The organism is Hymenobacter canadensis (genome assembly GCF_027359925.1).
Lineage (GTDB): Bacteria > Bacteroidota > Bacteroidia > Cytophagales > Hymenobacteraceae > Hymenobacter > Hymenobacter canadensis.
In genome coordinates this window covers 1180689-1205653 of record NZ_CP114767.1, presented here as the reverse complement: position 1 = coordinate 1205653, position 24965 = coordinate 1180689, and the positions used below count along the sequence as shown (strand labels likewise).

Sequence of the window (24965 nt, the reverse complement as noted above, 5' to 3'; positions counted from 1 at the left end):
TCAGACGAAACGGCTCATAGCATCGGCGGCCTGAATGTGGCCCACAATCATTTCCTCGATGTCGATGGGCGAGTAGCGGCGCAACAACTCAAAAAAGTCGCCTTGTAGCATCACGGCCTGCTCATAGGCTTCGGCTGCTGCTGCCCACTCGGCGTTGCTCTCGCCCGCCCGGATGCGCAGGATGTTGCCGGTAGACGCTTCGACGATGGTATTGTTGTCGGCCACGAGGACTACGGAGTAGGAAGTAAAACCCGGTCCATCAATAGCCGGGCCATAGCCGTCATCCGCTGCCGCGTACAGATGCACCACCACCGTAATGTAGGCGCTGCACTGGCCATCAGGCTGCTGCTCGTGACGCAAGGAGAGAAAGCGCGCTTTCTGGCGCACGCGGGTATTGTCAAAAACACGGTCGGAAACGGGCAGGTCGATGCACTGCCGCAGGGGCGTTACTAAGGGCATAGAAAGAAGTTAACGAGTGAGCAGGTAGGCGTGCCAGGCGGCACGGGAACTGTCGGAGAGAATGGTATTGTAGAGCACCACTTCGCCATACTGCAGGCTGCGGGCAGCGAAACTGCCGTAGCTGTAGGTATTCAGGAACAGGATGGCATACTCGCCCATGTTCGGCCCATTGCCCTGCCCCTGCCCGAGCATCACGTTGTTCACCCACAGGCGCGTCAGGTTCGTGGCCGCATCGTAGTCCATGACCACGTTGTAGAACTGGCCGGCGGGCACGTTATGAGCGGCCTGCACCGCATATGTGTTGGCGTACACCGCCAGCTCCGTACCTCCGTTGCGGGCAATCAGGGCGTGGCCGCCGGGGGTGCCGAAAATACAGGCGTTGTCCTGCAGCTCCGGCTGCCGGATGCGGACCAGAAATGTGTAACTGCTACCATTGGGAAACGAATCATAGGAGCTGATGAACCCGCCATTGCTAGCCGGCATAGTAAGGTAGCGTAAGCCACCAACGGTTTCCACCGTTGGCGTAGGGCCGTTCGGACGCAGGGCAATGCCACGCGAAGTTTCATCCAGCCACTCCACGACTTGGCCACTGTCCTCTTTCAGGTACGTTGGCTCGGAACTATAGCGTCCAAACAGATTGCCCGCCTGCGGTATGGCGAACGTAGCCATCCGGCTTAGTGTGCGGCGGTGCAGGTGAATGCCAGCCATTATGCAATACCGTTGGTCAGCACCCACTCGTTCACGTCGCGCTGGCGCAGGCCGACGCTAGCCCATTGCCCGCCTGTTTTCAGCCCCGTGGCGGTGCGAATGGCCACGCCAGCGCCGGCCGCCACGGTGACGGTGCCGGTGCCATCCTGGGCAATTTCCAGCACCGTGCCCACGGCAAACACGTCCGGGGGAATGGTGCAGACGGCGGCAGCGACGAACGGCACGATATTGCCCGCATCGGCCAGCTGCAGCGTGTAGTTCGCCGTTTTACGGCTGCTCAGCGTGGCTTGGCTGCGTACCATTTCCAGTTGCGCGGCCGTAATGCCACCCGGCCCCGCACCGCCTGTGCTGCTCTCATCGACCAGCAGGTCGGCATCGGCATAGGCTGTGCTTTGCGGCAGGCGGTAGAGCGTCGACACCACGTTGCCAGCGGCCTGCAGCGTCGTACTGCCCCGCCAGGTGATACGGGCCGACGGATGCACGTAGCCGCTCAGAATCGGGCCATTGCGCGACACGACGCGGCTGTTCTCGACCACGAGCAGCGGGTAATTACTATTGGCATCGGTGCGGCCCTGGAACACGAAGGTGCCTCCCGAGATACTGCTAGGCGAATTGGTGCAGAGCAGATCGGCGTTGAGCACGTGGATGCGGTCGGCGCTGGACGCCGTTGCCTGCAGCGCATAGTGCTCAATGTAGCCACCCGCCAAGCCATGGATGCCGTTCAGCTCGATGGTGTGCCCGCCCTGACTTTGCGAAATAATGACCAACCGATTACTGAAGGTCAGGCCGAACAAGCGCACGGTGAGTGGTAGCTGAAAATTCGGAAACGCGCCGATACTAACTTCTCCCCCGACGTAGGCGGCGTTGAGCAGGTAGGTACCCGATTTGGTGATGGCGAGGCCTGGCAGGTAGCCCGCGCCCAGCAGAATATCACCCGTCTGAAACGCGGCCAGAGCAGACGCCACCGACGAAAATCGGCCTCGGCTGGCTTTGGTGGTGCCATTGAGCACCTGCAGCAGCGGCGCTGCGGCGCTCAACCGTTCCAGCACATCATTACCGAGCTTGTCGAGCACGACGGCACTGTTCCGAATGGTGGGCAGAAGCTTACCATTTAGCACCTGCAGGTAGAATTCGCCGTCGTCTTTGTCAAACACGCCTGCGACGCTTTCGGCAGTAACGCCGGCACCGGGCAAGGCCGACACGAGCGGAGCCAGCGGCAGGTAGTTCGGATCATCCGCGGCGCCGGTGGGCACCGGGTTCATAATGCCGGCCCCGGGCAGGGGCAAATCGCGCCGGGCCTGCAGCGGAATGGTCTGGCCATCCTCGAACTCAAACTTGAAGGCGTCACCGGCCTTGACCGGATAGTCCTCCAGCTGCAGGTAAGGCAAAAACTCGGGCCGCTCGCTGGGGTCGCCCACCGGCAGCCAGCGCACCCGCACCCGGGCGCTGCTCTTCACGCTCGAGTAGGCCCAGAGCGGGCCGGTGGAGTCTTTGCGCAGGATAAACTCCGCCTCGCCGGCGTCGACGCCGGTGGCCGCTGAGCCGGCATCGGTGGCGTTGGCTACCAGCGCCGACTGGCCCACGACCGTGATGCGCTGATCGACCGTGGCCAGCTCATCGAGGGTGGAGAGCAGCAGCGGCTGGCCCAGCTTGCTCCAGAGCAGCAGCAGGCTGGCCACGTCGCGGGCCTGCTCGCGCAGGTCGGCCTCCTCGATGTCGAAGAAGTCGTTGTCGGCGAAGCGCTCCTGGTACTTCTGCTGGAAAATAGTCGGGGTGAGCAGCAGTGGGGGCTGCGGGGGCACGGGGGGAAGAGCCATCAGATGATTTGGTAGGAGAGTTTAAAGCCCGAGCGCAGCACCACGGTGCGCCCGGCCGGCACGGTGGCCAGCAGCCGCCCTTCAGCCGAGCGCAGCTCCACTGCGCCCCCGGCGCCGGGCTGCAGCACCAGGCCCTCGCCCTCCAGGCCGCGGCCCGATACGGCCCAGGTGCCGGCGTAGGGCCGGGCGCGGCGCACGGTCTGGCCCAGCAGCTGCCAGTCGTAGTTGTTGCGCGCGGTCTGCGAGCCGGCCGAGTAGGCGTCCTGGAAGCTGAGCGGCTCGGTGGGCGTGCCCACGAGCTGCACCTGCCCGTTCAGGTCGCGGTAGAGCGCCACGAAGCGGCCGCTCTCCATGGTTTCGAGGCCGGCGGCCAGCGCGGCCGAGTGGCGGGGCAGCACGCCCTTGAGCTTGTGGGCAAACAGCTCGCCGTGCCGGCCCAGCGGCTTGCGGGTCTGCTCGTAGCTGACCGTGCCGCGGGTGCTCACCAGCTGGTACCAGACGGCACCCGGCACCAGGTCCAGGTGCGCGAGGGCCAGCTCGCCGGCCAGGGGCCAGGAGCGGAAGCTGCTCACCGGCGTGTACCAGAGCGCCTCCACCCCGCCCAGGTTGTCGAGGCCCGGCTCCCGGGCCAGGTTGCGCAGGCCGAACGGGTCGTAGCCGGCGGGGGCCAGATCAGCTGCGGAGGCTTGGTCGAGTGTCATCGGCTACGAAGCCGAGCCTGTCGACTCGCGCATAAGTTGCTGACGCAGAGACCGTACCTCGGCGTAGCGGGACAAACCGACTGAATCGTGGGACAATTCAGCCGTTTTCTGGGACAAATCAGCCGTTTTCCGGGACAGATTTACTACCGATTTTGCGCGTTTCTTTTTCAGCGCCGGCAGGTTCACGTTGCGCTGCACGGCCTTGCGCAGGGTCTCGTACTGGATGTCCTCCTCGCGCAGGTCGTAGCCGGCCATGAAGTCGGTGATGACGGCTTTGAAGGTGGTGTGGCGGTTGACGCACTTGCGCACCCAGGTGTAGAGCTCTTCCTTGAGCAGCTCGTCGACGTGGTCGTTGAACTGGAAGATGGTGTAGTCCGTGAGCTCGGTGAGCCCGTACTGGTGCACGGGGAAGTTGCGCAGGTCCAGCTGCAGCACGCAGGTGCAGTCCTCGCGCGTGCCAGCGTGGTGCAGCTTGCCCTTGATCTGGCGCCGCATCAAATGAAACAGCATGCGGCCGTACTGGCCCGTGTTGCTGAGCACGTAGGGGCCGGCGCCCAGGTGCACGTCCAGGTATTTGCGCACGTGCGGCTTAACGGGAAAATCGAGGGTTTTCAGCATCTATCAGGCGGATATAGCGCAAACCTATCGGCTGGCAGGGCGTGGATAAAGGACTGCAGCCCCCGCGCCGGGGTTGGCCCGCAGCAGCAGGCAAGGATAGCCATCCGCAAGGATTTTAAGGAGTGTTCGCAGGCAAACAAGATAGCCAATATCCAACGCTACACCAAAGCTTCTATCGTCGATAAACACTTGATTTATATTCAACTATATAACCTATTATCAACCAAAGATTCACACTCCAGCTCAGAGCCGAAAGTGGGCCGTCAGGTTCAGCGCCTTCTGGTTGAGCTTGCCGTAGAGACAGTTGAAGGCCGACTCGTAGCTGCTCTCAGCCGCCAGCAGGGTGCCGGCCACCAGCAGGGCGTTGAGCTGCAGCAGCTCATCGAACTCCACGCGCCACGTGCGGGGCTTCAGGTGCCGCTCGCGGGTGCGGGGCCACTCCCCTGCCAGCAGCTTTGCCAGGCGCTCGTACACGCGCAGCGTAACCCGGATGCTCATCGTCTCGGCCAGGTACAGCGGCCGGTGGCCACTGAGCCAGGTCAGGTGCTGGTGGTAGAGGCGCAGCGCGTCGCACAGGGCCCGGGCCTCGTCGCGGTGCAGCGGCAGCTTCTGGTCGAGCGCGCGCAGGTTCAGGCCGGAACTCATAGCGGAACTCATCCCCGCGCTCATACCAGGCGCACGCCTTTGGACACCCATACTTCCAGCCGGGCGCCGGTCTGGTTGTCGTAGACGATCATTTCCTTGATGGGCGACGGCCAGGCTTTCTCGAGCACGCGGCTGCGAAAGCCCCGGATGCCGTAGCGGCGCGCATCGTCGACCTGGTAGCGGCCGCTGGTGTCGTAGGAGTGAAACGTTTTCTTGAACCCGTTTTCCCACACCACCCAGGCGCGGGTCAGGGCCGTGGCGGGCCAGCCGGCGGCCGTAGCCGCAGTGGTGGCAGCCGTGGCGGCGGGGATTGTGGCAGGGTTGGATGAGTTGGCAAACATGGGGCTTGGGAAAAAAGGGGAGAAAATGCGATAGGGGAGAGAAAATCGGGGTTAGGCGCGCACCAGCCCCAGCTGCTCGAGGCGGGCGGCCAGGCGGAACAGGCCTTCCTCGCCGGCCAAGCGCCGCACCAGCGTCAGGTGGGTCCAGTGCAGGGTTTCGAGCGAGAGGCGCTTGGCCCGGTCGGAGGCCTGCACCTTCAGGCCCTGGTCCAAGGCGCGGCGCTGCTGCAGCTCGCGCTCAGCCGCATTCAGGGCCTTATCCAGGGCCGTGAGGCCGCCCTGCTTGCGGTTGATCTTTTTAGCCAGCCAGAGGCGGGTGCGCTCAAAGCCGTTCACGTTGCCGGCGTCGAAGTAGCCGCGGCCCTTGTGGATTTCGGCCCAGGGCAGGGCCGGATAGGCCTCGGGGTGGCGCTGGAAATACTCGCGGGCCAGATCCACGCGGTGCATCATCATCTCGTGGATCCGGTCCCAGTGCTGCTCAGGGGCCTGCTCCAGGGCCGGCCGGTACTGCCCTTCCCAGATGGCCAGCTTGGCCCACTGCTGCTCGAGCTCGGAAAACGGCGGCAGCTGGTCGAAGAGCATGGTGCGGGCATACTGGAAAAACCGCGCGACGTAGGCCCCGGCCCGGGCCTTGCGGGCCGCCAGGGCGGCATCCGGGGCCAGGGGGGCTTGGCGAGCCGTGCGGGCCGCCGCGCGCCCCCCGTGCCGCCCTTTCGCCGCCTGGCCGGCGTCGGCGCCCTGCCCCTCGGCGCGACCCCCCGGTTCCAGTAAGGGGGTTCCAGTTTTTTGTCCGAGTAGCGACTTATCCACTTGCACTACTTTCTCTTGCTGAGATTCTAGTGGTTCAAGAACCTCAGTAAGCGAAAGATTCTTATGGTTGGGGCCGGAAAAAGGGCCGGCCTGGGGGGCGGTCGAATGGCCCTGCTCGGCCTCAGGGAGGCTTTCCACCGGCACTTCCCACACGAAAGCGGGGTCTATCCACACGTGGAAATTGGCGCGCGTACCGCGGAACTTCCGGGCTACGATCAGGCCCGCGCGCTGCAGCTGGCGCAGGTGGGCGCGCATGGTCACTTCCGACAGGCCGCGGCGCTCCATGAGCTGGCGGGCGTTGACGGCCAGCGGCGGCAGACGGAACCGGCCATCGGGGCCCACCAGCGCTTCGCCCAGCACGGCCTGGCTGAGCAGCCGGGTGACCATGCGGCGCACCATCTGAATGAGCAGCAGCCCGGTTTCCTTGCCCCCGTCGCACACGGCCTTGGGGCGGGTGGCGATGGTGGCCGCGGGCCGCGCCACGCCGAGCACGGCGTGCGCGCGGCGCTGGTGCAGCTTCGGGGCCTGCTGCTGGCGCAGATTTTCGACAAGGCTATGCCAGGACAGGCGAATGCTATCGAGCGGTAAAAGCGTCGGACGCGTCATGGAACGGTGGAGAGAGAGGCGAGTGAGCAGGTAGTGGTAAGCAGCAAGCGTGGGCAATGGTGGCGCCGGTGGTCCTAGCAGGCGGGTATTCCTGGCCAGGGCCGGCAGCCGGGCAGCAAATGGCGCTGACCCCCGCTCCCCGGCCGGCGACGAAGCCGGACCCCTGCGGGCCGCCCCCAGGGGGCGACGGGGAGTATGTAAGCGGTGTTAGCCGGCCAGCGCGAAGGGCGGCTGGTGGGCGGCGCGCGTGAGCTGGTGCAGGCTCCGGTACACGTTGCGCAGCTGCTCACTGAGCTGCTGCTCGCGCAGCAGTAGGCGCTGGCGCTCGGCGCGGGGCGTGGCCGGGGGCAGCGCCTGCTGCTCCAGCACCAGCTCGTCCAGCTCGCGGGCCACGGAGCGCTGGTCGCGGCGCAGCTGGCGCAGGCGGGCGGCGTCGGGGGCCGGCGGCAGGTTCAGGGAAGCCAGGTTCATGCGACCAGCCCTCCCTCCTGCGACAGCGCCTGCGGAGCCGCCAGTTGCTGCTCCACGCCGGCTACCAGCCCCTCAATGCGGATGCGGTCGGCCCGGAGCAGCTCGATTTCCTGCGCGTAGCGGTGGGGCTGGCTCTGGCCCACGCCCAGCAGGTAGAGCACCGTGTCGAGCTGATGGCGCAGCACGCCCAGCTCGGTGCGCAGCTGCTGGCGCGTGGGGCGCTGGGTGTCGGGGGCGGGCAGCGCGGAGATGTCCTGTAGCACGACTGGCCGGGCCAGGTTGTCGGCCAGGTGCTCGGCCAGCTCGCGCGCGGGCGAGTTGAGCGCGGCGTAGAGGTGATGAATGGGCGTAGGCATACGGGAAAAACTTAGCGTTTGAGCTTCATACTGGCGGAAATGGGCCGCTCGCTCCCCGGCGCGTACTTGCGCGGGGGCCGGCGGCTGCTGGTGCGGGCCGGGGCGGCGCCGGGCACCTGGTCGGCGCGGCTGAAGCGCCACTTGAGCAGGTGCTTGCCGGTGCCGGGCTTGGGCGTGGCGTAGGCGGCCGCGCGCAGCACGGCCAGCAGCTCAGGCTCGGCCACGGCCCGGCCCAGCAGCTTGCCCAGCACCTTGCCCACGTGCTCGGTGGTGTACTCGGTGCCGAAGGGCGGCGTGCCGAACACGACGGCCAACGCCTGGGCCAGGGTGTAGGGGGAGGCAAGGGATTCGTCGGAAATCATAGCGAGGGGAATTGAGCGTCAGAAGAAGCCGCGGCCGGCAGGACGGCGGCGTGGGCGGCAGCCAGCCGCTGGCGGGCCGGTCCAGGTGCCGGAAACCAGCGAGAGGCTGGGCGTGGGCGTGGGCTGCTCCCAGACCAGAAAGCCGAGCTGGCGCAGCAGCCGGGCCACGGAGGGGCCCAGGTCGCGGGGGCCAGGCAGAGCGGCCACGGGTAGTAAGCTCTTGCTCATGGCGTTACCGGTAAAAAGCCTATTATTGTCCCGCGGCAGGGGCACACACCAGCAAGTGCCGGTATGCGTCGATGAAGTGGGCTCTGCGCACGGCAGACACCATTTGGTACTGTCGAGCTTGTGCGTACCTTCAAGCCTGCGCTTTCTATCCCTCCCCCACCTATATGCATATGCTTAAGCTTCTTCCTCGACTCGGCATGTTGCGTGCCGGCCTGCGGGCCGCCGCTCTTAATGAGCGGTGGCTGCTCGAGCTGGAAAGCAGCGTGCGCGACGCCCTGGAGCATGTGGCCCCCTACCGCCTGGTATCGGCCACGCCCCAGCAGGTGCAGCAGTATTTTCAGCTGCTGGAAGCCTACGCCGACGACCTGGAGCAGCACCCGCTGCCGGTGCGCCAGCAGCTGGCCCGCGAGGCCCTGCTGCTCTGCCAGACTCTGGCGCCGGTAGTGCAGGCCTGGGCAGTGGCTGGCCGAAGGCGGCTGGCAAAGGCCAGAATTAGGCGGGGTATATAGCGGAAACGACCTTAAAACGGCCTTAAAATGGCAACCGGGCGTGGAGCCAGGGCGTAGAGGCCGGCATATCCCCCCGCCATGACCACTACCTACCTTCGCCTCCAGCAACTGCGCACCGAACTCGAAACCAGCGCCGATTCCGGCGACTTCGGCCCGACGCTCCTTTTTACCATTCGCCGCGAGCTGCTGCAGCACCTGCAGCAGGTGCCACAGCAGGCGCTGGCGGCCGGTGTGGCGGCGCGCATCGAGGCCGTGAAGAGCTTGTTGCGGGCCCCCGCTACGTTTCCGGCCCGCAGCCGCGCGCTGCAGCTCAACGAAGCCCGGCAGGCGCTGAACGTGCTGGAAGAAATCCAGCCCCTGCCGGTATTGCCGCCCGCAGTTGGGCTGCCGACCCCGGCACGGGGGCGCCAGCCCAACTGCGGGCGGCAATACCGGTAGCGGCGGCCACGGGGCGCATCGGCCCGGGCCATAGAGCAGAACAGCGCGTGGCGTTTGCATCAGGCGGCCAGCGGCAGTAAGAGTTGAAACTCGCGGCGGCAGTCGGTGAGGTCGATTTCGCGGATGCCGGCCGGCAGCGTGGGCACCAGCAGTGTTTCCTCGGCGAGGCTTCCCTCCTGCTGGGCCGTGCGCATGGCCGCGGGCATCGTGCCGCGCACGTACACCGTCAGGTGGCCGCGCTGGTAGGTGTAGCCCAGAATGGGCTCGGGCGTGGGCACCAACGCGCAGCCGGCCGGCAGTGCCTGCACGCGCACGCGCTTGCCGGTGCGGGCGTCGGTGAGCGAAATGGGGGTGTCGAAGACCTTTTTCATGCGCGGGAGGCCGGTTGTGCGTCCGTGAGCAGCGAATTGTCGGCCGCCAGCGGGCCGGCCAGGCGCAGCGCGCCGCTGAGCTGGTCGCGGCGGCGATACTCGTAGGAAAGCACCAGCGGCGTTTCCTCGCGGTAGCGCGGGTTGGTGACGTTGATTTCGTGGCAGCGGCGCTCCAGCTCCGCGAGCGGGATGAGCATGACCACGGCCGGGGGCAGCAGCGTCGTGGTGAGCGTGGCCAGATCGCGCAGGCACGGGCGGCGGGCCGGTTGCGGCGGGTCGGTGTTCAGATGCATAGCAGTCGAGGGCATAGCAAAAGCCAAGTAAAAGGTGAGAGAATCAGGACTGGGAGAAATCAGGGCTGGAGCTGCGGCGTCTCGCTCGGGCGCAGGTGGACCGGAATGGCGTACTCGGGCATGGCGGCCTCCACCAGCGCGACCAGATCGGGCAGGTGGGCCACCTTGCCCTGCTTGACGTGGCCCAGGCGCGTGGCGGCCGAGGCGTACTGCTGCCCGTAGCCGGCGCGAATGGCCCGGTCCACGGCATAATGCGGCAGGATCTCGCACACCAGGGAGAGCAGGGCGTAGTATTTCTGCTTTTCCGTCATGAGAATGGGGAAAAAGAGTAGATTTGAAACTCGTATGTATGTGTTTGCCGATGACTGCTGACGCCCTTGCTTCCCACCTGAGTACCCTTGGCCAGGCATTGGCCGAGGCCACGGATACTGGCGATGCGGGCAGCGGCAGCGTGCTGGAGCAGGCGCGCCTGTTTCTGTTTACCTACCTGCCGCAGGAGCCGCACGTGCCGTACCGGGCCGACGAGCTGCTGGAGCTGCTGGCTCCCTCACCCCACTCGCACCGCAGCTGGGAAGAGGAGCGCCTGCTGCTACTGGAAGGGCTGACGATGCTGCACCAGCTCTGGCAGCCGGCCCGGCCACCACAGCCAGCGGAGACGCCAGCGCCGGCAGCAGCTGCTCCCAGGCAGCAAGTACGCCGGCGCATTGGCCGGGCGTCTGAATAAGAAAGCAGGCCTCGGCCGTGGGCAAGGCGCCCAGTGGGCGGGCCCGCAGCCGCAGCAGGTGCTCGCCGGTGGCGGGCTCCAGCTGGTAGTGCGCCTCGCAGAGCTGCCCCTCGGGGCCGACGCGGGTGCCGAGCACCGACACGGCCCCGGTGGGGTCGAATACCTGGGTGCAGGCGTAGCCTCGCTCCCGCAGCAGCGCAGCAATCGGCTCGCTTAGGTGCAACAGGTTCTCAGGCAGGCAGTACGGGGCGGTGTCTTCCATCGTGTTTGGCAGATTTCAGCCGAGGCGGCCGTACTTGGCAGCGGCGGTGAACCCGTACAAACATACGTTCAATTGGTCATAAAAGGCAACCAGATGATATTAATAACAACCATTTGGTCATAAAAATGTCAGAAGAAACTGTAAGTCAGCGTATTAAATTTTTGATCGAGAGCCTAAGAATGAATCCTAGAAGCTTCAGCATCAGGTACGGTGTTAATGAAGGAACTACTAGGAACTACATAGATAGAGGCTCCATACCTAACGCTGAGTATATAGCCACTCTGGTACGGTCAATTGATAATCTTAACCCAGCTTGGCTCTTGCTCGGCAAGGGTGAGATGTTCCTTACTGGGGCCGGTGAGGTGCAGTTGGTGGATGTGAAGCGGCCAGATGATGTTGCTGACTTTGAGAAGGAAGCGCTTCGGAAAGAGAATGAACTACTGCGCAGCCAAGTGCAGGACAAGGAGCGCATCATCCAGTTGCTGGAGTTGCAGTTGAATAAGTAACCTAAAACCCTTCTATGCCCCTATCCCTACGCAACAACTATCATATAGCCGCTACGCTCTATTTTGTAGTACTAGCTATTTATGCGCTGCCCGCACTCTACCTGATGCTACCCCAGCCGCTTGGGCCAGCCAAGCACCAAGACTTTGGTAATGGATTTATCGCGGGCATTGTGCTTGTCTGCCTGGCAGAACTCGCCTTGCTCATTGGGTTCGGCTTCGGCATACGCGCCGGCAAAACATGGGCTAAGGTGCTCTACGGGCTACTCTTGGCCTATACCCTCTATTACTTCGGCAAATCCGCTTCGGCCATAATGCACCAAAGCCTCTGGGTTGCAAGCCGCAACTTGTTTGGCCTAGCTCTACTGCTGAGCATCGGGTTCTTTCTGTTCCGGGATACGCTCATGCGCCGCAGTAGCGCTGGGGTTGCCGAGGGCGGGCATAACCAGCTGAGCTAACTATACCTTTCAACCAACTATGTGCCGCATATCTCCAGCTTGTATCATGCTCTTTAAATACCAAGCACAAATAAACGCGTTGCACTTGACGAGCATAGACTGCGTATGTCAGGTCGCCCAGCCACGTATGCAACTTGCGTATCGTATTGCCAGTAACCCTGCGGCGGATCCTAGCAACTTTATCCCGCGTCCGCTCATGCCTGGTGTTCCGGCACGTGCTCTAGCTATACCTTGCGATAATCCTTATAAAAGTCAACGTGAGGCAGATGAAGACAATTTGAACGCGTGGGGTATTTCATTACACGAAAATCCGGACGCTGCTAGGAGTTTAGCTAATCGCTACAAACGAGCCTTCACCTTTGCCACGCACATCGCTGAATTGAACATCAGCCCTGCTGATGGTCTTTGTTCTACTACAGACGACCACTATCATTTTAATATACACGAGGAACTTACCGCCAACCTTGGCGCCCGAGTCATAAAGGCTTTGCCCCGATAGCCATGCTACACCAACCCGGCTTACCGTTTGCTGCTGAGGGCTTAACCGCAGAACTCACTAAGTTCGACGACCTGCTATTTTACGACGGGCCATTGCTGTCCCATTACGTTCACAAGCAGCTCAATAAGCATTATTTATTCCATTGGGTAGATAACGATGAAACGTCTAACCGCTGGCTAGTGCTGGAGGTGAGTATGCCGCACCTATTCGACTATTTATCTGATGATCGTTCGTTGCACGACATCATCAAGCAACCGTACAATACTAAGTTGCTGGTGGTAGACACTAACAGCGAAGGTCAAGCAGTACTAGGGCTACTAGTTGACGAACGGCAATTACACGCAGACTACGTACCCGAACCGGATTCTTACTACGAAGCTGCTCCCACAGCAGAAATGCCTGCTCATTACCAAGCCCTATTTGCAGAAGCAAATACGCAGGTTGGTCATGCTCTCTATCTAGAAGAGCTTCGCGCCAAAGCTGTACGCTTCCGTCTTGAACCTGTTGATGCTTCTTACGGCACGACCTTGGCCGCTGCTGATATAGGTAGCTTCCTGCAGCGTGTCACCCGCTCCTTCAGAAGCTTCTTGGAAGCACGCTTTCTAGATCTGTTCCGAGAAAAATTCATAGCCGGCGATGAACAGAAGGCACTTAGCCTATTACTAAACGCCAGTGGCGACCCTCGAGCCGTCTTTGCAAACCACGGTAGTTTTGAAATTGATTTAGCAGTAGACGTCCTTCACCTCGCTGGCCTAGACTACGACATCATTCTTTGGCAACGCCAAGCACTACGCGAGTACAAACGAGACGTTTTTGACTTCGATTTCAGTGCCAACAACCCTTTGCCGGAAAGCCTTGCGAATGCAACAGAGGAGCAGCTACGAGGAATATTTCTGCCACTGGTTCAAATAGCTAACAGTCAGAACTACAATGTGCAGACGCGGATTGGAGTAACCGATAAATACAAAATCCTCAAACAGGTATCTAGACAGAATGCCCGTAAGGTTGTCCCAGCGAAGCCTCAAAACGATTCCGAAGAACAGTTAAACACGGTATTGACCAATGTCCTGTTTGAACTGCAAGAGGGTCGCGACCCGCGCACATTGACTTTGTCGGAATTACGCCGGGCAGTTGTATCTGTTACGACTGGTGATGAGTCAGCGACAACAGTAACTGAGTTTGTTGATGCAAACGGCACAACTATAGTCCTTCGTGAGCCTATTGAAGTAACATTGTCCCGTACGGGAGAATACTTCCAGGCTATTTACGAACCGTTAGGCATTGACACGTTAGGAGTTAATGCACGTGCCGCGCTGGAGGGAGTTGAAAGGGAGTTGCGGCGCTTACTCTCAATGCTACAGCAATACGATGAAGAGCCCAATCAACCAATAGGCGAAAAGATTGGACGAAAACTACAACTCTTTAGGGAGTTGCTCTGAGCATCGTTGCAAGCTTCATTCATGTAAGCAGACACTTTCGGCTAAGTATGACTACGCCCCACTACGCTTTCCGCACCTTGGACTTCTAGTAGCAACTGCCGACCATGTGAATACAGGGGCAGTTCTTCGACTAGCGCTAGAAAGAAGAGGATATGGTGGCGCTCTACCACATGGAAGGCAGCGTCTTTTGTAAGATATCTGAAGCAGAAGGATTACTCGGCGCTCCAGTTGTGCACGTTCACCAACTCATAGTGCTTGGCAGATTATACCAGCTATGTGCGGTTGGAGGATTTAGTATCTCACAAACAATAAGCTGCTCTAATGAACAGCAGTAGCAATACACATCGCATCGTTAATTTTTTAATTAATTTCCAATGGTTGACTTTCGCAAAAGAACCGCTGCAAGTGGCGAAAAAAAAACAAATCCGATTGAAATCTATGATTCCTTGGATACAATGGTTGGGGTCACCGGTCTTCGCCCAGCTCAAGAATCCATTTTACAAGATTGGTTTGACAAATATCGGGAGCAAAGGGATATTATTGTAAAGCTGCATACCGGTCAAGGCAAAACATTGGTTGGACTACTTATGCTCCAATCTCAAATCAATGCTGGCAAAGGTCCTGCTATATATTTATGCCCTGATCCTTACCTATCTCGTCAAACACAAGAGCAAGCTAAAAAATTTGGGATAAAATATTCGATTCTAGATACTAGCGGCGTATTTCCCAGCGAATTTCTAGAAGGCAAACGTATATTGATAACTACTGTTAAACATATGTTTAATGGAAGAACCAAATTTAAACTTGGCACAAGATCAATGCCCATAGGCACTATTGTGCTAGACGATTCTCATGCTTGCATTGATAAAATACAAGAAACCTTCACTATAAAAATAAGCAAAAGAGAAAGCGAATCTATTTATGAGACTTTTATTGCCCTGTTTGAGGATGAATTAAAGGAGCAAGGCCAATCTCGGTTTAATAATGTACGTGAAGGAGACTCAAGGACAGTTATGTTAATCCCATACTGGGCTTGGCAGGAAAAACAAGAGTTAGTTGATAAAATACTTAGAGATAATACTGCAATAAATAGCATTGGATTTGCTTGGCAGTTGTTAATAAATGACCTTAAAGATTGCCAGTGCTATATTTCAGGCACTAGTATAGAGATTTCACCTTATCACAACACTATTGAACAATTCGGATCATTCCATAAGGCAGGAATGCGAATATTTATGTCTGCCACAACTAACAATGATGCATTCTTTATAAAAAGTTTAGGAGTACCTCGTGAGGTTGTACAGAACCCCTTAATGTTTGCGGGAGAAAAATGGTCTGGGGAGAAAATGATCCTTGACCCGTATCAAATTTCTGACATATTACACAGAGGCAGTATAATCAATATGTATGCACCTGCATCTGCGGGACGCAAATACGGTATTGTAAGTCTAGTTCATAGCCACCGCTCAGCCAGCCATTGGCAAGAAAAAGGAGCCTTGGTTGTACAGGAAGTGGAAGTCGAGACAGATAAACTTAGAGCTGGAGACTATGTACAGACTCGTGTCTTGGTAAACCGGTATGATGGTATTGACTTACCAGATGATGCTTGCCGAATCCTAATACTTGATTCTTTACCTTTTGCACAAAGCCTTGGTGACACGTATCAGGAATATTGCAGGCCAACAAGCACAACAATTGATACTCGCGTAGCTCAGAAAATTGAGCAAGGGCTAGGACGTGGGGTACGAGGAGAGAAGGACTACTGTGTCATCATTATTACTGGTCCTGACTTAATAAATATGATGCGTACCCCACGATTCAGGGAGAATTTTTCAGCTCAAACCCGCAAGCAGATTGAAATAGGTATCGCCGTCAACGCAATGGTTTCTGAAGAGGCAACTTCCGGTGATCCTATTGTTCAGCTTAATGGAGTCATAAAACAATGCCTTGGCCGGGACGAAGGATGGAAAGATTACTATCATGAGGAAATGGATACACTTACCATAGGTATACCAGACTCACCTTTATTCCATATTCTAGAATTGGAGCGAAAGGCAGCTGAAGCGTATAAACAAGGTGATTCTCCCAAAGCACAAAAATTAATTAAGGATCTCATAAATAGTCATATTCTCAGATCTGATCCTGAGGAAGTCGGGTGGTATATGCAAGAAATGGCTCGTTACGCATATGCGGAACAAAGGGGAGATTCTAATATCTATCAGACCAGTGCTTACAAGAGTAACCAAGCACTGCTAAAACCTAAAGATAGCACTTACTTTAAAAAACTTGAATTCAATCAAACACAAATTGAAAATGCTAAAGATTGGCTAATGACTTTTGCTTCATATGATGATTGCAGAATTGCTGTAGACGCAATTTTAAACGCTCTTGAATTTGGAAAAGATACTGACAAATTTGAAACAGGTTTGAAAGATTTAGGAACATTGCTTGGCTTTAGCAGTGACCAACCAGATAAACAATGGAAGATTGGACCCGATAATTTATGGAATGTAGCTCAAGGGGAGTATATATTTTTTGAATGCAAAAATGGTGTAAAGTCTTCAAGAACAGAAATATCTAAGCGTGAAGCCGGTCAAACAGGACAGCACAAACTTTGGTTTAAAAAAATGTATCATGATGCTTTACTGCTCCCAATTATTATAACACCTGCTACCGAATTAGCAAATAATGCTATTCTAGAATTGGATGTTCGATTAATGGATCAGACTCTGCTAAGAAAGCTTAAGAAGAACGTTCGTGATTATCTTAAGGAATTTAAGTTACACACACTAAAGAGCCTTACTTCAGATATTGTTCGTGAGGCATTAAGTAGCCATTCTCTTACAAAAGACGTTTTTAAAAACAACTATACAGCTAATCCAATAACAAAAAGCAGTTTGAAAAGTCCTAAGTAACATTAAGCTTGACATAACCCGAAAATCTCTCATGTTAGTTGTATCAAGCTTAAACCGCTTATGTTTTAAATTATTTTAATGTTAATATTATAATAGATCATTATGTATCGACTCGTTTTTATAACGGCTAATGATATATTAAAATACACCTATTGAATTAGGATTATCAGTTTCATGCGAAAAGTTTAGGCCCTAATACACAGCAGATCCTCCCACACGGTGGTATAGGCCGGGCTCTGGAACTGGTGCTGCCCCACCCAGGGCAGCACGTACTCCCCTTTCGCCGGCAGCGCCGCCGCAAAGCCCACCTTGCCCGCCCCGAACCGCTCGTTGAGCTTGTCCAGCTCGGCCATGAGCCGGGCCCGGCGCTCGGCCTGCTCGTTGGGTTCAAACAGCAGCAGTTGCTGCTGGCCGGCCGTCTCCAGCCCGTCGAGCACCACGCCCGCCTTGCGGTACACGCCGCCCGGCTCCCACAGCCGCCGCAGGGCCGCTTTGGCGTGGCGCAGCAGCTCGCTCGTGTCGCTGGTGGCCGCGGGCAGCGTGAGCACCGCCGTGCGCGTGTGCGGGGGCGGCTCGGTCCCGTAGCGGCTTTTGCTGATAAACACCGTGAGCACGCTCGCTGCCGAGTGCTGCCGGCGCAGCTTCACGGCCGCCTTGCTGGCAAAGTAGGCCACGGCCGCCGCCACGGTGGCAAAGTCGCTCAGCGGCTCGGCAAACGTGCGCGTGCAGGCCAGACTCTGGCGGCGCCGGCTGCCGTCCTCGCTCAGCGCCAGTTGCTGGCACGGCTCGCCCTGCAGCTCGCGCACCAGCCGCGCGCCCACCACCCCGCCCAGGTTTCGGCGCGCCCAGGCCTCGCTCTGGCCAGCCAGCTGCGCGGCCGTGCAGATGCCCTGGGCGTAGAGCTTCTGCGCGTACTGGCCCCCGATGCCCCACACGTCCTCCACCCCCACCTGCTCGAGCGCCCAGCGCCGGCGCTCGTCGGTATCTAGGTGCAGCACGCCCTGCAGCGCCGGCAGCTTCTTGGCCAGGCGGTTGGCCAGCTTGGCCAGCGTCTTGGTGGGCCCGATGCCGATGCAGACGGGAATGTGCGTGCGCCGGCGCACCTGCTCGCGCCAGCCGGCCGCGAGCACCGCCAGCGGGCCGTGGTAGCGCTCCAGGCCGTGCAGATCCAGAAAGCACTCGTCGATGGAGTACACCTCCACTTCCGGGGCCACCGAGGCCAGGTAGTGCATCACCCGCCCGCTCATGTCGCCGTAGAGGGCGTAGTTGCTCGAGAGCACCTGCACCTGGTGGCGGCGCACCAGGTCCCGGAGCTTGAAGTAGGGCTCGCCCATGCCGATGCTCAGGTCTTTGGCTTCCTGGGAGCGGGAAATCACGCAGCCGTCGTTGTTGGAAAGCACAACCACGGGCCGGCCCAGCAGCCGCGGCTGGAAGGCCCGCTCGCAGCTCACGTAAAAGTTGTTGCAGTCGACGAGGGCGTACATGCTCAGCTCCGGTTGGTTTAGCTCACCCGCAAATGGCTGCTCAGCCGCCCGCGCCGGGTCTCGGTCACCACGTGCGTCACCACGCCCCACACGTCGAAGATATCAGGCGCGTTGATGGCAATTTCCGGGTACGACGGGTTATCGGGCACCAGAAACCAGGCGTCGTTGCGCCGCTTCACCAGCCGCTTGACCGTAAACTCGCCCGCCACCGAGGCAATCACCACGTCGTCGGGCTGGGCCTGCAGCAAACAGTCCACGGCCAGCAGCGCCCCGTCGCGGATGCCCGACTCGCCGCCGGTCATCGAGTCGCCCATCACCCGCACCAGGTACGAGGCGTCGGGGTGCGGCAGCAGCAGCCGGTTCAGGTCCAGCTTCATGCTCTGGTGGTCCTCGGCCGGCGAAGGAAAGCCCGCCGGCACCCGAATATCATAAAAGCGAAACCACGCGGGCTTGCGCAACACCGGAATTACAACTACCTGACACATCGCAATAAAAGGAATGGTTTGGTGCAAGTATACGCCCGACTAAAAGTATTAGCTATTTTTTTACTAAAATAATTAGTTACTTCGCCGTCGGCGACTTGCCTTTCGTAGGGCCAGCGCCGGCGCTGGTTGCGAGGGTGCCGGTTTCCTTTTCTATTCTTGCCGGGCCGTTATACCCATATTCCCGCAATCTGGAGCAGTATTTGCGCGATAGTGCATCGTTCACCTTATCCACTACTCCCTTCTTCTTCTATGCGTCGTCACTTTCTCGCCCTGCTGCTGCTCACCGCTCCGCTCTCCGCCGCCCTGGCCCAGACGCCAAGCGAAACGCCGGCCGCCTCCCCTGCCTCCGCCCACTATGGCGTCGCCTACATCAACCCCTCGCTGAATAACGGTAGCTACAAGCTCATCCTCATCGATGGCGTGACGCCCAACCCCAAGCTCAAAAACTACGAAGAGGACGGCCGGGACAAGATATTTGTCGATCAGGCCGCCGTGCTCAACTTCCTCGCCGCCCAGGGCTGGGAAATCACGCCCTCCTGGGGCGAGGCCCAACGCTTCCTGCTCAGGCGCCCGCGCCGGTAGCGGGGACGCCGGGCTCCGGCGGGGCATCGTGTTTGAGTGAATTGCCAAAACAAGTGGTAGCATTGCCCCTGACAGCCCGCCAGATGGGCTGTGAGAACGTCACAGTTTTATCACAAACGTGCCTAAAACCTGCATCACCGCAGCCGCAAAAACCGCCTATATGCTCTGCAAATGGGCTTTTACCGGAGTAGCAACCAATTCAACTCTCGTCCCCGCTACTTGTAAAAAGCCCCTTTCTGCAGCAGAAAGGGGCTTTTTTAATGCCCGCACATTGCCCGTTTCGCTCGTTCACCGCGTTGAATATGCGGTTTTGCCGAATGGGTGTAGCTTTACATGCATGAGGGTCCGCCACCCGGATCTGCCGGCGCTGGCTTACTTTGACGGGCCCATACGCCCCGTTTCGACCCTCTACTTACATTCTGCGCCTCACATTATGCTCACTGAATTAACAAATGGTTTTGGCAAGGTATACCTGACCATCAACTACGATGCGGCCAACCATTGGGTGTACAACAACTGGATAGGCTACCAGACCTATACTGGCGTAATAGCCGGCGCTGATGCTTGCCTGTTTCCTATTCAGGAAAACAACTGTCGCTATCTGCTCAACGACAATCGGCAGGTAGTTGGTCCCTGGGACCATGCGGTGGAATGGATTGCAACGAACTGGGCTCCTCGCGCAACGACAGTTGGACTTACTCACTTTGCCCATATTGTCAGCGCTGAATCATTAGCTGCCAGTTCTGCCCAGTCGATGTTTCTGGGCATTGGTGGCCGTTTGCACATGCGCATGTTCAGCAGTATGGAGGAAGCGCAAAACTGGCTACGCGAAGCCCAGAAAGAGGCAAATTAGCCCTGGACACCCTCTTACCAGTCGCACCAGTGGTACAATAAAAAAGAGCCTGATCATATCGATCAGGCTCTTTTTACAAGCAGACTCCGGGGAGCTTACTTGATTTTTTCTACGATGCCTTTGAAGGCAGCGGGGTGGTTAAGGGCGAGGTCGGCCAGAACTTTACGGTTCAGGTCGATACCCACTTTCTTGAGGCCACCCATCAACTGGGAGTAGGACATGCCATGCTCACGGGCACCAGCGTTGATACGCTGAATCCAGAGGGCACGGAACTCACGCTTCTTAACCTTCCGGTCGCGGTAAGCATAGAGCAAGCCTTTCTCAACGGCGTTCTTGGCAACGGTCCAAACGTTTTTGCGACGGCCATAATAGCCCTTCGCCAAACGCATAATCTTTTTCCGACGGTGGCGCGAGGCCGCGTGGTTGACACTTCTTGGCATAACCAGTTTTTTTTGGCGGCCGGCGGCGGGTTTAGTACCGCATCTTTTATTTCAGCCGGACGCCTGGTGAAAAATTAAAAATTAAAAATCAAGAATTGAGAACCCGGGCCGTCACCGACTAATCAGCTGAGCCGACATTCTGAATTCTGAATCCTTAATTAAATCGTAAGCATGTCTTTTACGCGGTTCATATCGGCCGAGCTAACCAGACCAACGTGCGTAAGGTTACGCTTCTGCTTGGTGGTTTTCTTGGTGAGGATGTGACTCTTGTAAGCGTGCTTACGCTTGATTTTGCCCGTACCGGTCAGCGCAAAGCGCTTCTTGGCACCGGACTTGGTTTTCATTTTCGGCATTGTGGTGATGAAAAAAGGGTGAAAAACTGCGGCGGTCGGCTGCCTAGGGCCGGTGCGCCAGCGTACAATGGGGCCGAAGCCCCGTAAAAACTATTCAGCCGGATCTTCAGCTGGAGCAGTATCGCCCGAAGCGACGGCAGCAGCAGGTTTAGCTTCTTTCGGAGCTTCTTTGCCGCCTTCTTTCGGGGTAGCAGGCTTGCTGACTGGCTTGACTGGCACAATGGCCTTAGGAGCCAGATAGAGGAACATGCGCTTGCCTTCCAGCTTGGGCAGTTGCTCTACTTTACCAAGGTCTTCGAGGGCCTGTGCGAACTTGAGCAGCAGGATTTCACCCCGCTCCTTGAACACAATGCTACGGCCTACGAAGTGCACATACGCTTTGATCTTGGCACCTTCGCGCAGGAATTCCTGCGCGTGCTTGAGCTTGAAAGCAAAGTCGTGGTCATCGGTATTGGGTCCGAAACGGATTTCCTTGATAACGACTTTCGTTTGCTTGGCCTTCAGCTCGCGGGTTTTCTTCTTCTGCTCGTACTTAAATTTCGAGTAGTCGATGACGCGGCACACGGGCGGTACAGCCGTGGGCGAAATTTCCACGAGGTCGAGGTTCTGCTCCTGAGCAAAGCGCCGGGCCTGCTCAATTGGATAGATACCTTGTTCGATGTTGTCGCCAACAAGACGGACTTCGCGGGCCGTAATCTTTTGATTGATTTTAAACGGCTCCTCGACCTGGGCGCGAGGAATATAACGGCGGTTGGGGGTTGCTATGGCTGTTTTTCCTTTAGGTGGACGTCGGTTTTAGCTAGGATTGATAAGACACAGTGGGTGCCTGGTGGGTTCAATCAGCGTGCGAATATCCGGCATTTTTTCTGAACGCTCAAGAAAGACTATATAAAATTGCCGAATGAGGCCGTCTTTTCCTGGCTGTTGGGGCCCCGAAAGGCGCCTGTTATCGGTGGCTGTTAGCGAAAAAGAGCCCCTGATGCGCGGCGCATCAGGGGCTCTTTGTCAGCGATGGATGTGGCGGGCGGGCTAGTTGCCGTCCATCATGGTCTGCACCTGCTGCTGGAAGTCAGCAATGAAGGCGGCGATGGGCATAGCGCCCACGTCGCCCTGGCCGTGGCGACGGATGGAGACGATGCCCTCGGCCTGCTCCTTCTCGCCCACAATGAGCATGTAGGGGACCTTGGACACCTCCGCGTCCCGGATTTTGCGGCCGATTTTCTCGTCGCGGTGGTCCACAGTGCCGCGCATATCAGCCTGCACCAACTGGTCGTAGACCTGCTGGGCGTAGTCGTGGTACTTCTCCGAGATGGGCAGCACGGCAAACTGCTCAGGCGAGAGCCAGAGTGGGAAGTTGCCGCCACAGTGCTCGATAAGCACGGCCACGAAACGCTCCAGCGAGCCAAACGGGGCGCGGTGAATCATAACGGGGCGCTGGCGCGAGTTGTCGGGGGCCACGTACTCCAGCTCGAACCGCTCGGGCAGGTTATAATCAACCTGAATGGTGCCCAGCTGCCACTTGCGGCCGATGGCGTCGCGTACCATGAAGTCGAGCTTGGGGCCGTAGAAGGCGGCTTCGCCCAGCTCGGTTACCGTGCTCAGGCCCTTCTCGGCCGCAGCCTCGATGATGGCCCGCTCGGCTTTCTCCCAGTTCTCGTCGGAGCCGATGTACTTGGCTTTGTTCTCGGGGTCGCGCAGGGAAATCTGGGCGGTGAAGTCAGGGAAATCGAGGGCCTTGAGCACGTAGAGCACGATGTCAATCACCTTCAGGAACTCCTCCTTCACCTGGTCGGGGCGGCAGAAGATGTGGGCGTCATCCTGGGTAAAGCCCCGTACACGGGTCAGGCCGTGCAGCTCGCCGCTCTGCTCGTAGCGGTACACCGTGCCGAACTCGGCGAGGCGCACCGGCAGGTCGCGGTACGAGCGGGGCTTGCTCTTGTAGATTTCGCAGTGGTGGGGGCAGTTCATCGGCTTGAGGAAGAATTCCTCGCCGGGGTTAGGCGTCTTGATGGGCTGGAACGAGTCGGCGCCGTACTTCTCGTAGTGGCCGCTGGTCACGTACAGCTCCTTGGAGCCGATGTGGGGCGTCACGACGGGCTGGTAGCCGGCGCGCAGCTGGGCGCGGCGCAGAAACTGCTCCAGCTTCTCGCGTAGGGCCGTGCCTTTGGGCAGCCACAAGGGCAGCCCCGCTCCTACTTTCTCGGAAAACGTGAACAGCTCCAGCTCTTTACCCAGCTTGCGGTGGTCGCGGCGCTTGGCCTCTTCCAGGCGCTCCAGGTACTCGGTCAGCTCCTTAGCCTTGGGGAAGGTGATGCCGTAGATGCGCGTGAGCTGCTTGTTCTTTTCGTCGCCGCGCCAGTAGGCGCCGGCCACGTTGAGCAGCTTCACGGCCTTGATGGGCGAGGTATCGGGGATGTGCGGGCCACGGCAGAGGTCGGTGAAGTCGCCCTGGGTGTAGAAGGTGATGGAGCCGTCATCGAGGCGCTCCAGCAAATCCAGCTTGTAGGGGTCCTGCTTTTCGGTGAAGTAGGCAATGGCGTCGGCCTTGCTCACCTCCTTGCGCTCGTAGGTGCTTTTCTTCTTAGCCAGCTCGAGCATCTTCTTCTCGACTTCCGGCAGATCATCGGTGGAAATCGTGCGGCCTTCGCCTAGGTCGATGTCGTAGTAGAAGCCGTTTTCGATGCTCGGGCCGATGCCCAGCTTTACGCCGGGGTACAGGGCTTCGAGGGCTTCAGCCAGCAAGTGGGCCGAGGAGTGCCAGAAAGTCGACTTGCCGTCCTGGTCGTTCCAGGTCAGAATGGCCACTTCGGCATCCTGGCCAATCGGGCGGTGCAGGTCGCGCACTTCGCCGTTGACGCGCACGCCGAGGGCATTGCGGGCGAGGCCTTCGCTGATGCCGGCGGCAACGTCGTAGCCCGTGGCGCCATCTACAAACTGGCGCACCGAGCCGTCGGGGAGGGTGATGTTAAGCATAAAAAAGAAGGGGGATTGTGGCTATACAAGCAGCCGTGAGGCGGCAAGTTAGAAGTTTCTATCGGCTGTTGCCCCTATTAAGGCCACAATTCCCCTTAACTACGGGCGTGCTAAAACCCCGATAATGGGCGAAAACTGCTGATCGGCTCCACCGCCTCCACGGCTGGCCGGCGCACGGGTGTTTCGTCCACGAGAATGCCGCGGGCCCGGTTGTTGGTTTTCCAGGCCTTATAGGTCCAGTGGCGGTTGCCGGGGTTTTCCTGCACCAGCAGGCGGTATTGATTGGCCGCTTCCGGATAGCGGCTCAGGCTCTCGAAGCTTTCGGCCAGCATCTGGCGGGCTCCGGCCAGGCGCGGCGAGCGGCGCAACGCCCGCTGCAGGTGCGGGACTACCTCAGCATAGCGGCGAGCCTTGTAGGCGGCCAGCCCCAGCCGGTAGTCGGCACGGTAGAAGGTGGTATCGAGCTGCACAGCGCGGGTGTAGATGCGCACGGCGCTGTCGGGCTGGTTCTGCAGTTCAAACTGGCGGCCGTAGTCGTACCAGAGAGGGCCGTAGGCGGGGGCCACCTTGAGGCCACGAGCGGCATACACGGCGGCGTTGGCCGGCTGGCGGTAGGCATTCGACAGGAAGGCCAGCTGATGCAGAGTTTCGGGCTGGCGTGGGTCGCGGGCGAGGCTGGCGCGCAGGTAGTCGAGGGCCTGGGCCGTATCCTGCAGGCCCATGTAGGCCATGCCTTTGTAGAACAGGGCGGCCGTGTGGTCGGGCTCCTGCTGCAGGGCCCGGTCCAGGTAGTCAACGGCCGTCTGGTACTCGCGGGCGGCCAAGTGGGTTTCGCCCACCAGCAGGTTCAACTCGGCAGAGGCGTAGCCGCGGCGCGAGGCAATATCGGCGGCAGCCAGGGCGCTCTGCAGCTTGCCCTGCAACCGAAGTGCCCGGGCCTTGATGAAGTGGAACTCGCCCTGCGCGTCGTCCAGGGCCAGGGCTTCGTTGACGTCGCGCAGAGCGGGCTCCAGCTGGCCGGCATCGAGCCGGAAGGCAGCCCGGCGGGCATACAGCGAAGCATTGCGGGGCTGGCGGGCAATGGCACCGTCCAGCTCCTGCGCCTGGATCTGGGGGCCGCTCTGCACCGTAGCCAGGTTCACCATGGTTTCGGGCTGGTCGGGCTCGGGGGTGCCGCAGGCCGTAGCCAGGCACGCGGCCAGCGGCAGCAGCGGCCGGACAAACCGCTCAAGGAAAGAAGCAAAAGAGAAAGCAGGCATCAG

31 protein-coding genes and 1 pseudogene are annotated in these 24965 nt (G+C 59.0%); 10 read left to right on the top strand and 22 right to left on the bottom strand.

What is annotated here, in order from left to right; genetic code table 11:
• From O3303_RS05245 to O3303_RS05190, 12 genes are all read right to left on the bottom strand, one after another.
• Positions 1-459 carry a hypothetical protein gene (locus O3303_RS05245; protein WP_269561016.1) on the bottom strand — a complete coding sequence of 153 codons (459 nt, stop codon included), beginning with the start codon at positions 457-459 and terminating at the stop codon, positions 1-3.
• A 9-nt stretch (positions 460-468) separates the two neighbouring features.
• Positions 469-942 (bottom strand): LamG-like jellyroll fold domain-containing protein, encoded by a 474-nt coding sequence (locus tag O3303_RS05240; RefSeq protein ID WP_269561015.1) that lies wholly within the window; start codon positions 940-942, stop codon positions 469-471.
• A gap of 224 nt (positions 943-1166) precedes the next feature.
• Positions 1167-2984 (bottom strand): hypothetical protein, encoded by a 1818-nt coding sequence (locus O3303_RS05235; protein WP_269561014.1) that lies wholly within the window; start codon positions 2982-2984, stop codon positions 1167-1169.
• Positions 2984-3685, bottom strand: coding sequence for a hypothetical protein (locus O3303_RS05230; protein ID WP_269561013.1), 702 nt, complete (start codon positions 3683-3685; stop codon positions 2984-2986). Before O3303_RS05230 ends, O3303_RS05235 begins: the two co-directional genes overlap by 1 nt.
• A 3-nt stretch (positions 3686-3688) precedes the next feature.
• A complete protein-coding gene (locus tag O3303_RS05225; RefSeq protein ID WP_269561012.1) occupies positions 3689-4303 on the bottom strand; it encodes a hypothetical protein in 615 nt (204 codons plus the stop codon).
• Between the two features lie 243 nt (positions 4304-4546).
• Complete coding sequence (locus O3303_RS05220) at positions 4547-4948, bottom strand: hypothetical protein (protein ID WP_269561011.1); 402 nt, start codon at positions 4946-4948, stop codon at positions 4547-4549.
• Between the two features lie 20 nt (positions 4949-4968).
• The gene (locus O3303_RS05215) at positions 4969-5289 is read right to left on the bottom strand and encodes a hypothetical protein (protein ID WP_269561010.1); all 321 of its coding nucleotides are present in this window, start codon (positions 5287-5289) and stop codon (positions 4969-4971) included.
• A 51-nt stretch (positions 5290-5340) separates the two neighbouring features.
• A complete protein-coding gene (locus O3303_RS05210) occupies positions 5341-6705 on the bottom strand; it encodes a helix-turn-helix domain-containing protein (protein ID WP_269561009.1) in 1365 nt (454 codons plus the stop codon).
• Between the two features lie 207 nt (positions 6706-6912).
• The gene (locus O3303_RS05205) at positions 6913-7176 is read right to left on the bottom strand and encodes a hypothetical protein (protein ID WP_269561008.1); all 264 of its coding nucleotides are present in this window, start codon (positions 7174-7176) and stop codon (positions 6913-6915) included.
• The gene (locus O3303_RS05200) at positions 7173-7532 is read right to left on the bottom strand and encodes a hypothetical protein (RefSeq protein ID WP_269561007.1); all 360 of its coding nucleotides are present in this window, start codon (positions 7530-7532) and stop codon (positions 7173-7175) included. The genes O3303_RS05205 and O3303_RS05200 overlap by 4 nt, the downstream gene beginning before the upstream one ends.
• 11 nt (positions 7533-7543) lie before the next feature.
• Positions 7544-7894 carry a hypothetical protein gene (locus O3303_RS05195; protein WP_269561006.1) on the bottom strand — a complete coding sequence of 117 codons (351 nt, stop codon included), beginning with the start codon at positions 7892-7894 and terminating at the stop codon, positions 7544-7546.
• Positions 7895-7912: 18 nt separating this feature from the next.
• Complete coding sequence (locus O3303_RS05190) at positions 7913-8122, bottom strand: hypothetical protein (protein ID WP_269561005.1); 210 nt, start codon at positions 8120-8122, stop codon at positions 7913-7915.
• Positions 8123-8292: 170 nt separating this feature from the next.
• On the opposite strand from O3303_RS05190, the gene O3303_RS05185 reads away from it, so the two are divergent.
• On the top strand, positions 8293-8631 hold the full coding sequence (locus O3303_RS05185; protein ID WP_269561004.1) for a hypothetical protein: 339 nt from the start codon (positions 8293-8295) through the stop codon (positions 8629-8631).
• A 78-nt stretch (positions 8632-8709) separates the two neighbouring features.
• The gene (locus tag O3303_RS05180) at positions 8710-9069 is read left to right on the top strand and encodes a hypothetical protein (protein ID WP_269561003.1); all 360 of its coding nucleotides are present in this window, start codon (positions 8710-8712) and stop codon (positions 9067-9069) included.
• Positions 9070-9128: 59 nt separating this feature from the next.
• Here the strand turns inward: O3303_RS05180 and O3303_RS05175 are convergent, their stop codons facing one another.
• From O3303_RS05175 to O3303_RS05165, 3 genes are read right to left on the bottom strand one after another with little or no spacing between them, the layout of a single operon-like run.
• Positions 9129-9440 (bottom strand): hypothetical protein, encoded by a 312-nt coding sequence (locus tag O3303_RS05175; RefSeq protein WP_269561002.1) that lies wholly within the window; start codon positions 9438-9440, stop codon positions 9129-9131.
• Positions 9437-9748 carry a hypothetical protein gene (locus tag O3303_RS05170; protein WP_269561001.1) on the bottom strand — a complete coding sequence of 104 codons (312 nt, stop codon included), beginning with the start codon at positions 9746-9748 and terminating at the stop codon, positions 9437-9439. The genes O3303_RS05175 and O3303_RS05170 overlap by 4 nt, the downstream gene beginning before the upstream one ends.
• Before the next feature lie 44 nt (positions 9749-9792).
• Positions 9793-10005 carry a hypothetical protein gene (locus O3303_RS05165; RefSeq protein WP_269561000.1) on the bottom strand — a complete coding sequence of 71 codons (213 nt, stop codon included), beginning with the start codon at positions 10003-10005 and terminating at the stop codon, positions 9793-9795.
• 89 nt (positions 10006-10094) lie between these two features.
• On the opposite strand from O3303_RS05165, the gene O3303_RS05160 reads away from it, so the two are divergent.
• From O3303_RS05160 to O3303_RS05135, 6 genes are all read left to right on the top strand, one after another.
• Positions 10095-10457 (top strand): hypothetical protein, encoded by a 363-nt coding sequence (locus tag O3303_RS05160; RefSeq protein ID WP_269560999.1) that lies wholly within the window; start codon positions 10095-10097, stop codon positions 10455-10457.
• 387 nt (positions 10458-10844) lie between these two features.
• Complete coding sequence (locus O3303_RS05155) at positions 10845-11225, top strand: hypothetical protein (protein ID WP_269560998.1); 381 nt, start codon at positions 10845-10847, stop codon at positions 11223-11225.
• Positions 11226-11239: 14 nt separating this feature from the next.
• On the top strand, positions 11240-11680 hold the full coding sequence (locus tag O3303_RS05150; protein WP_269560997.1) for a hypothetical protein: 441 nt from the start codon (positions 11240-11242) through the stop codon (positions 11678-11680).
• A 46-nt stretch (positions 11681-11726) separates the two neighbouring features.
• Positions 11727-12179: a hypothetical protein gene (locus O3303_RS05145; protein ID WP_269560996.1), complete on the top strand. Its 453-nt coding sequence runs from the start codon at positions 11727-11729 to the stop codon at positions 12177-12179.
• Positions 12180-12181: 2 nt separating this feature from the next.
• Positions 12182-13618, top strand: coding sequence for a hypothetical protein (locus O3303_RS05140; protein ID WP_269560995.1), 1437 nt, complete (start codon positions 12182-12184; stop codon positions 13616-13618).
• 374 nt (positions 13619-13992) lie between these two features.
• Complete coding sequence (locus O3303_RS05135) at positions 13993-16533, top strand: DEAD/DEAH box helicase (RefSeq protein WP_269560994.1); 2541 nt, start codon at positions 13993-13995, stop codon at positions 16531-16533.
• A 185-nt stretch (positions 16534-16718) separates the two neighbouring features.
• Here O3303_RS05135 and O3303_RS05130 read toward each other — a convergent pair whose 3' ends face one another.
• Positions 16719-18017, bottom strand: coding sequence for a Y-family DNA polymerase (locus O3303_RS05130; protein ID WP_269560993.1), 1299 nt, complete (start codon positions 18015-18017; stop codon positions 16719-16721).
• Positions 18018-18034: 17 nt separating this feature from the next.
• The gene (umuD, locus tag O3303_RS05125; RefSeq protein ID WP_269560992.1) at positions 18035-18502 is read right to left on the bottom strand and encodes a translesion error-prone DNA polymerase V autoproteolytic subunit; all 468 of its coding nucleotides are present in this window, start codon (positions 18500-18502) and stop codon (positions 18035-18037) included.
• A 249-nt stretch (positions 18503-18751) separates the two neighbouring features.
• On the opposite strand from umuD, the gene O3303_RS05120 reads away from it, so the two are divergent.
• Together O3303_RS05120 and O3303_RS05115 are read left to right on the top strand one after the other, a co-directional pair.
• Positions 18752-19084 (top strand): hypothetical protein, encoded by a 333-nt coding sequence (locus tag O3303_RS05120; protein ID WP_269560991.1) that lies wholly within the window; start codon positions 18752-18754, stop codon positions 19082-19084.
• A gap of 433 nt (positions 19085-19517) precedes the next feature.
• Entirely contained in the window at positions 19518-19937 is a 420-nt protein-coding gene (locus O3303_RS05115; protein WP_269560990.1) for an STAS/SEC14 domain-containing protein, read from the top strand.
• Positions 19938-20032: 95 nt separating this feature from the next.
• Here O3303_RS05115 and rplT read toward each other — a convergent pair whose 3' ends face one another.
• From rplT to O3303_RS05090, 5 genes and pseudogenes are all read right to left on the bottom strand, one after another.
• A complete protein-coding gene (gene rplT / locus O3303_RS05110; RefSeq protein WP_269560989.1) occupies positions 20033-20377 on the bottom strand; it encodes a 50S ribosomal protein L20 in 345 nt (114 codons plus the stop codon).
• Positions 20378-20535: 158 nt separating this feature from the next.
• The gene (rpmI, locus tag O3303_RS05105; RefSeq protein WP_187316339.1) at positions 20536-20730 is read right to left on the bottom strand and encodes a 50S ribosomal protein L35; all 195 of its coding nucleotides are present in this window, start codon (positions 20728-20730) and stop codon (positions 20536-20538) included.
• A gap of 207 nt (positions 20731-20937) precedes the next feature.
• Positions 20938-21495, bottom strand: a pseudogene (gene infC, locus O3303_RS05100) (translation initiation factor IF-3); the annotation flags it as partial.
• Between the two features lie 264 nt (positions 21496-21759).
• Complete coding sequence (gene thrS / locus O3303_RS05095) at positions 21760-23703, bottom strand: threonine--tRNA ligase (protein ID WP_269560988.1); 1944 nt, start codon at positions 23701-23703, stop codon at positions 21760-21762.
• Positions 23704-23813: 110 nt separating this feature from the next.
• The gene (locus O3303_RS05090) at positions 23814-24962 is read right to left on the bottom strand and encodes a tetratricopeptide repeat protein (RefSeq protein ID WP_269560987.1); all 1149 of its coding nucleotides are present in this window, start codon (positions 24960-24962) and stop codon (positions 23814-23816) included.
• Positions 24963-24965 lie beyond the last annotated feature (3 nt).

What these genes read in the sequence shown, in the direction of transcription:
- O3303_RS05115 (WP_269560990.1), top strand. Translation starts at nt 19,518, where the DNA reads ATGCTCACTGAATTAACAAATGGTTTTGGCAAGGTATACCTGACCATC.
- O3303_RS05145 (WP_269560996.1), top strand. Translation starts at nt 11,727, where the DNA reads ATGCTCTTTAAATACCAAGCACAAATAAACGCGTTGCACTTGACGAGC.
- rplT (WP_269560989.1), bottom strand. Translation starts at nt 20,377, where the DNA reads ATGCCAAGAAGTGTCAACCACGCGGCCTCGCGCCACCGTCGGAAAAAG.
- O3303_RS05245 (WP_269561016.1), bottom strand. Translation starts at nt 459, where the DNA reads ATGCCCTTAGTAACGCCCCTGCGGCAGTGCATCGACCTGCCCGTTTCC.
- O3303_RS05170 (WP_269561001.1), bottom strand. Translation starts at nt 9,748, where the DNA reads ATGCCCTCGACTGCTATGCATCTGAACACCGACCCGCCGCAACCGGCC.
- umuD (WP_269560992.1), bottom strand. Translation starts at nt 18,502, where the DNA reads ATGTGTCAGGTAGTTGTAATTCCGGTGTTGCGCAAGCCCGCGTGGTTT.
- O3303_RS05135 (WP_269560994.1), top strand. Translation starts at nt 13,993, where the DNA reads ATGGTTGACTTTCGCAAAAGAACCGCTGCAAGTGGCGAAAAAAAAACA.
- O3303_RS05175 (WP_269561002.1), bottom strand. Translation starts at nt 9,440, where the DNA reads ATGAAAAAGGTCTTCGACACCCCCATTTCGCTCACCGACGCCCGCACC.
- O3303_RS05155 (WP_269560998.1), top strand. Translation starts at nt 10,845, where the DNA reads ATGTCAGAAGAAACTGTAAGTCAGCGTATTAAATTTTTGATCGAGAGC.
- O3303_RS05190 (WP_269561005.1), bottom strand. Translation starts at nt 8,122, where the DNA reads ATGAGCAAGAGCTTACTACCCGTGGCCGCTCTGCCTGGCCCCCGCGAC.
- O3303_RS05130 (WP_269560993.1), bottom strand. Translation starts at nt 18,017, where the DNA reads ATGTACGCCCTCGTCGACTGCAACAACTTTTACGTGAGCTGCGAGCGG.
- O3303_RS05090 (WP_269560987.1), bottom strand. Translation starts at nt 24,962, where the DNA reads ATGCCTGCTTTCTCTTTTGCTTCTTTCCTTGAGCGGTTTGTCCGGCCG.
- rpmI (WP_187316339.1), bottom strand. Translation starts at nt 20,730, where the DNA reads ATGCCGAAAATGAAAACCAAGTCCGGTGCCAAGAAGCGCTTTGCGCTG.
- O3303_RS05160 (WP_269560999.1), top strand. Translation starts at nt 10,095, where the DNA reads ATGACTGCTGACGCCCTTGCTTCCCACCTGAGTACCCTTGGCCAGGCA.
- thrS (WP_269560988.1), bottom strand. Translation starts at nt 23,703, where the DNA reads ATGCTTAACATCACCCTCCCCGACGGCTCGGTGCGCCAGTTTGTAGAT.
- O3303_RS05200 (WP_269561007.1), bottom strand. Translation starts at nt 7,532, where the DNA reads ATGCCTACGCCCATTCATCACCTCTACGCCGCGCTCAACTCGCCCGCG.
- O3303_RS05205 (WP_269561008.1), bottom strand. Translation starts at nt 7,176, where the DNA reads ATGAACCTGGCTTCCCTGAACCTGCCGCCGGCCCCCGACGCCGCCCGC.
- O3303_RS05180 (WP_269561003.1), top strand. Translation starts at nt 8,710, where the DNA reads ATGACCACTACCTACCTTCGCCTCCAGCAACTGCGCACCGAACTCGAA.
- O3303_RS05185 (WP_269561004.1), top strand. Translation starts at nt 8,293, where the DNA reads ATGCTTAAGCTTCTTCCTCGACTCGGCATGTTGCGTGCCGGCCTGCGG.
- O3303_RS05215 (WP_269561010.1), bottom strand. Translation starts at nt 5,289, where the DNA reads ATGTTTGCCAACTCATCCAACCCTGCCACAATCCCCGCCGCCACGGCT.
- O3303_RS05195 (WP_269561006.1), bottom strand. Translation starts at nt 7,894, where the DNA reads ATGATTTCCGACGAATCCCTTGCCTCCCCCTACACCCTGGCCCAGGCG.
- O3303_RS05235 (WP_269561014.1), bottom strand. Translation starts at nt 2,984, where the DNA reads ATGGCTCTTCCCCCCGTGCCCCCGCAGCCCCCACTGCTGCTCACCCCG.
- O3303_RS05150 (WP_269560997.1), top strand. Translation starts at nt 11,240, where the DNA reads ATGCCCCTATCCCTACGCAACAACTATCATATAGCCGCTACGCTCTAT.
- O3303_RS05240 (WP_269561015.1), bottom strand. Translation starts at nt 942, where the DNA reads ATGCCGGCTAGCAATGGCGGGTTCATCAGCTCCTATGATTCGTTTCCC.
- O3303_RS05230 (WP_269561013.1), bottom strand. Translation starts at nt 3,685, where the DNA reads ATGACACTCGACCAAGCCTCCGCAGCTGATCTGGCCCCCGCCGGCTAC.
- O3303_RS05140 (WP_269560995.1), top strand. Translation starts at nt 12,182, where the DNA reads ATGCTACACCAACCCGGCTTACCGTTTGCTGCTGAGGGCTTAACCGCA.
- O3303_RS05220 (WP_269561011.1), bottom strand. Translation starts at nt 4,948, where the DNA reads ATGAGTTCCGGCCTGAACCTGCGCGCGCTCGACCAGAAGCTGCCGCTG.
- O3303_RS05120 (WP_269560991.1), top strand. Translation starts at nt 18,752, where the DNA reads ATGCGTCGTCACTTTCTCGCCCTGCTGCTGCTCACCGCTCCGCTCTCC.
- O3303_RS05210 (WP_269561009.1), bottom strand. Translation starts at nt 6,705, where the DNA reads ATGACGCGTCCGACGCTTTTACCGCTCGATAGCATTCGCCTGTCCTGG.
- O3303_RS05225 (WP_269561012.1), bottom strand. Translation starts at nt 4,303, where the DNA reads ATGCTGAAAACCCTCGATTTTCCCGTTAAGCCGCACGTGCGCAAATAC.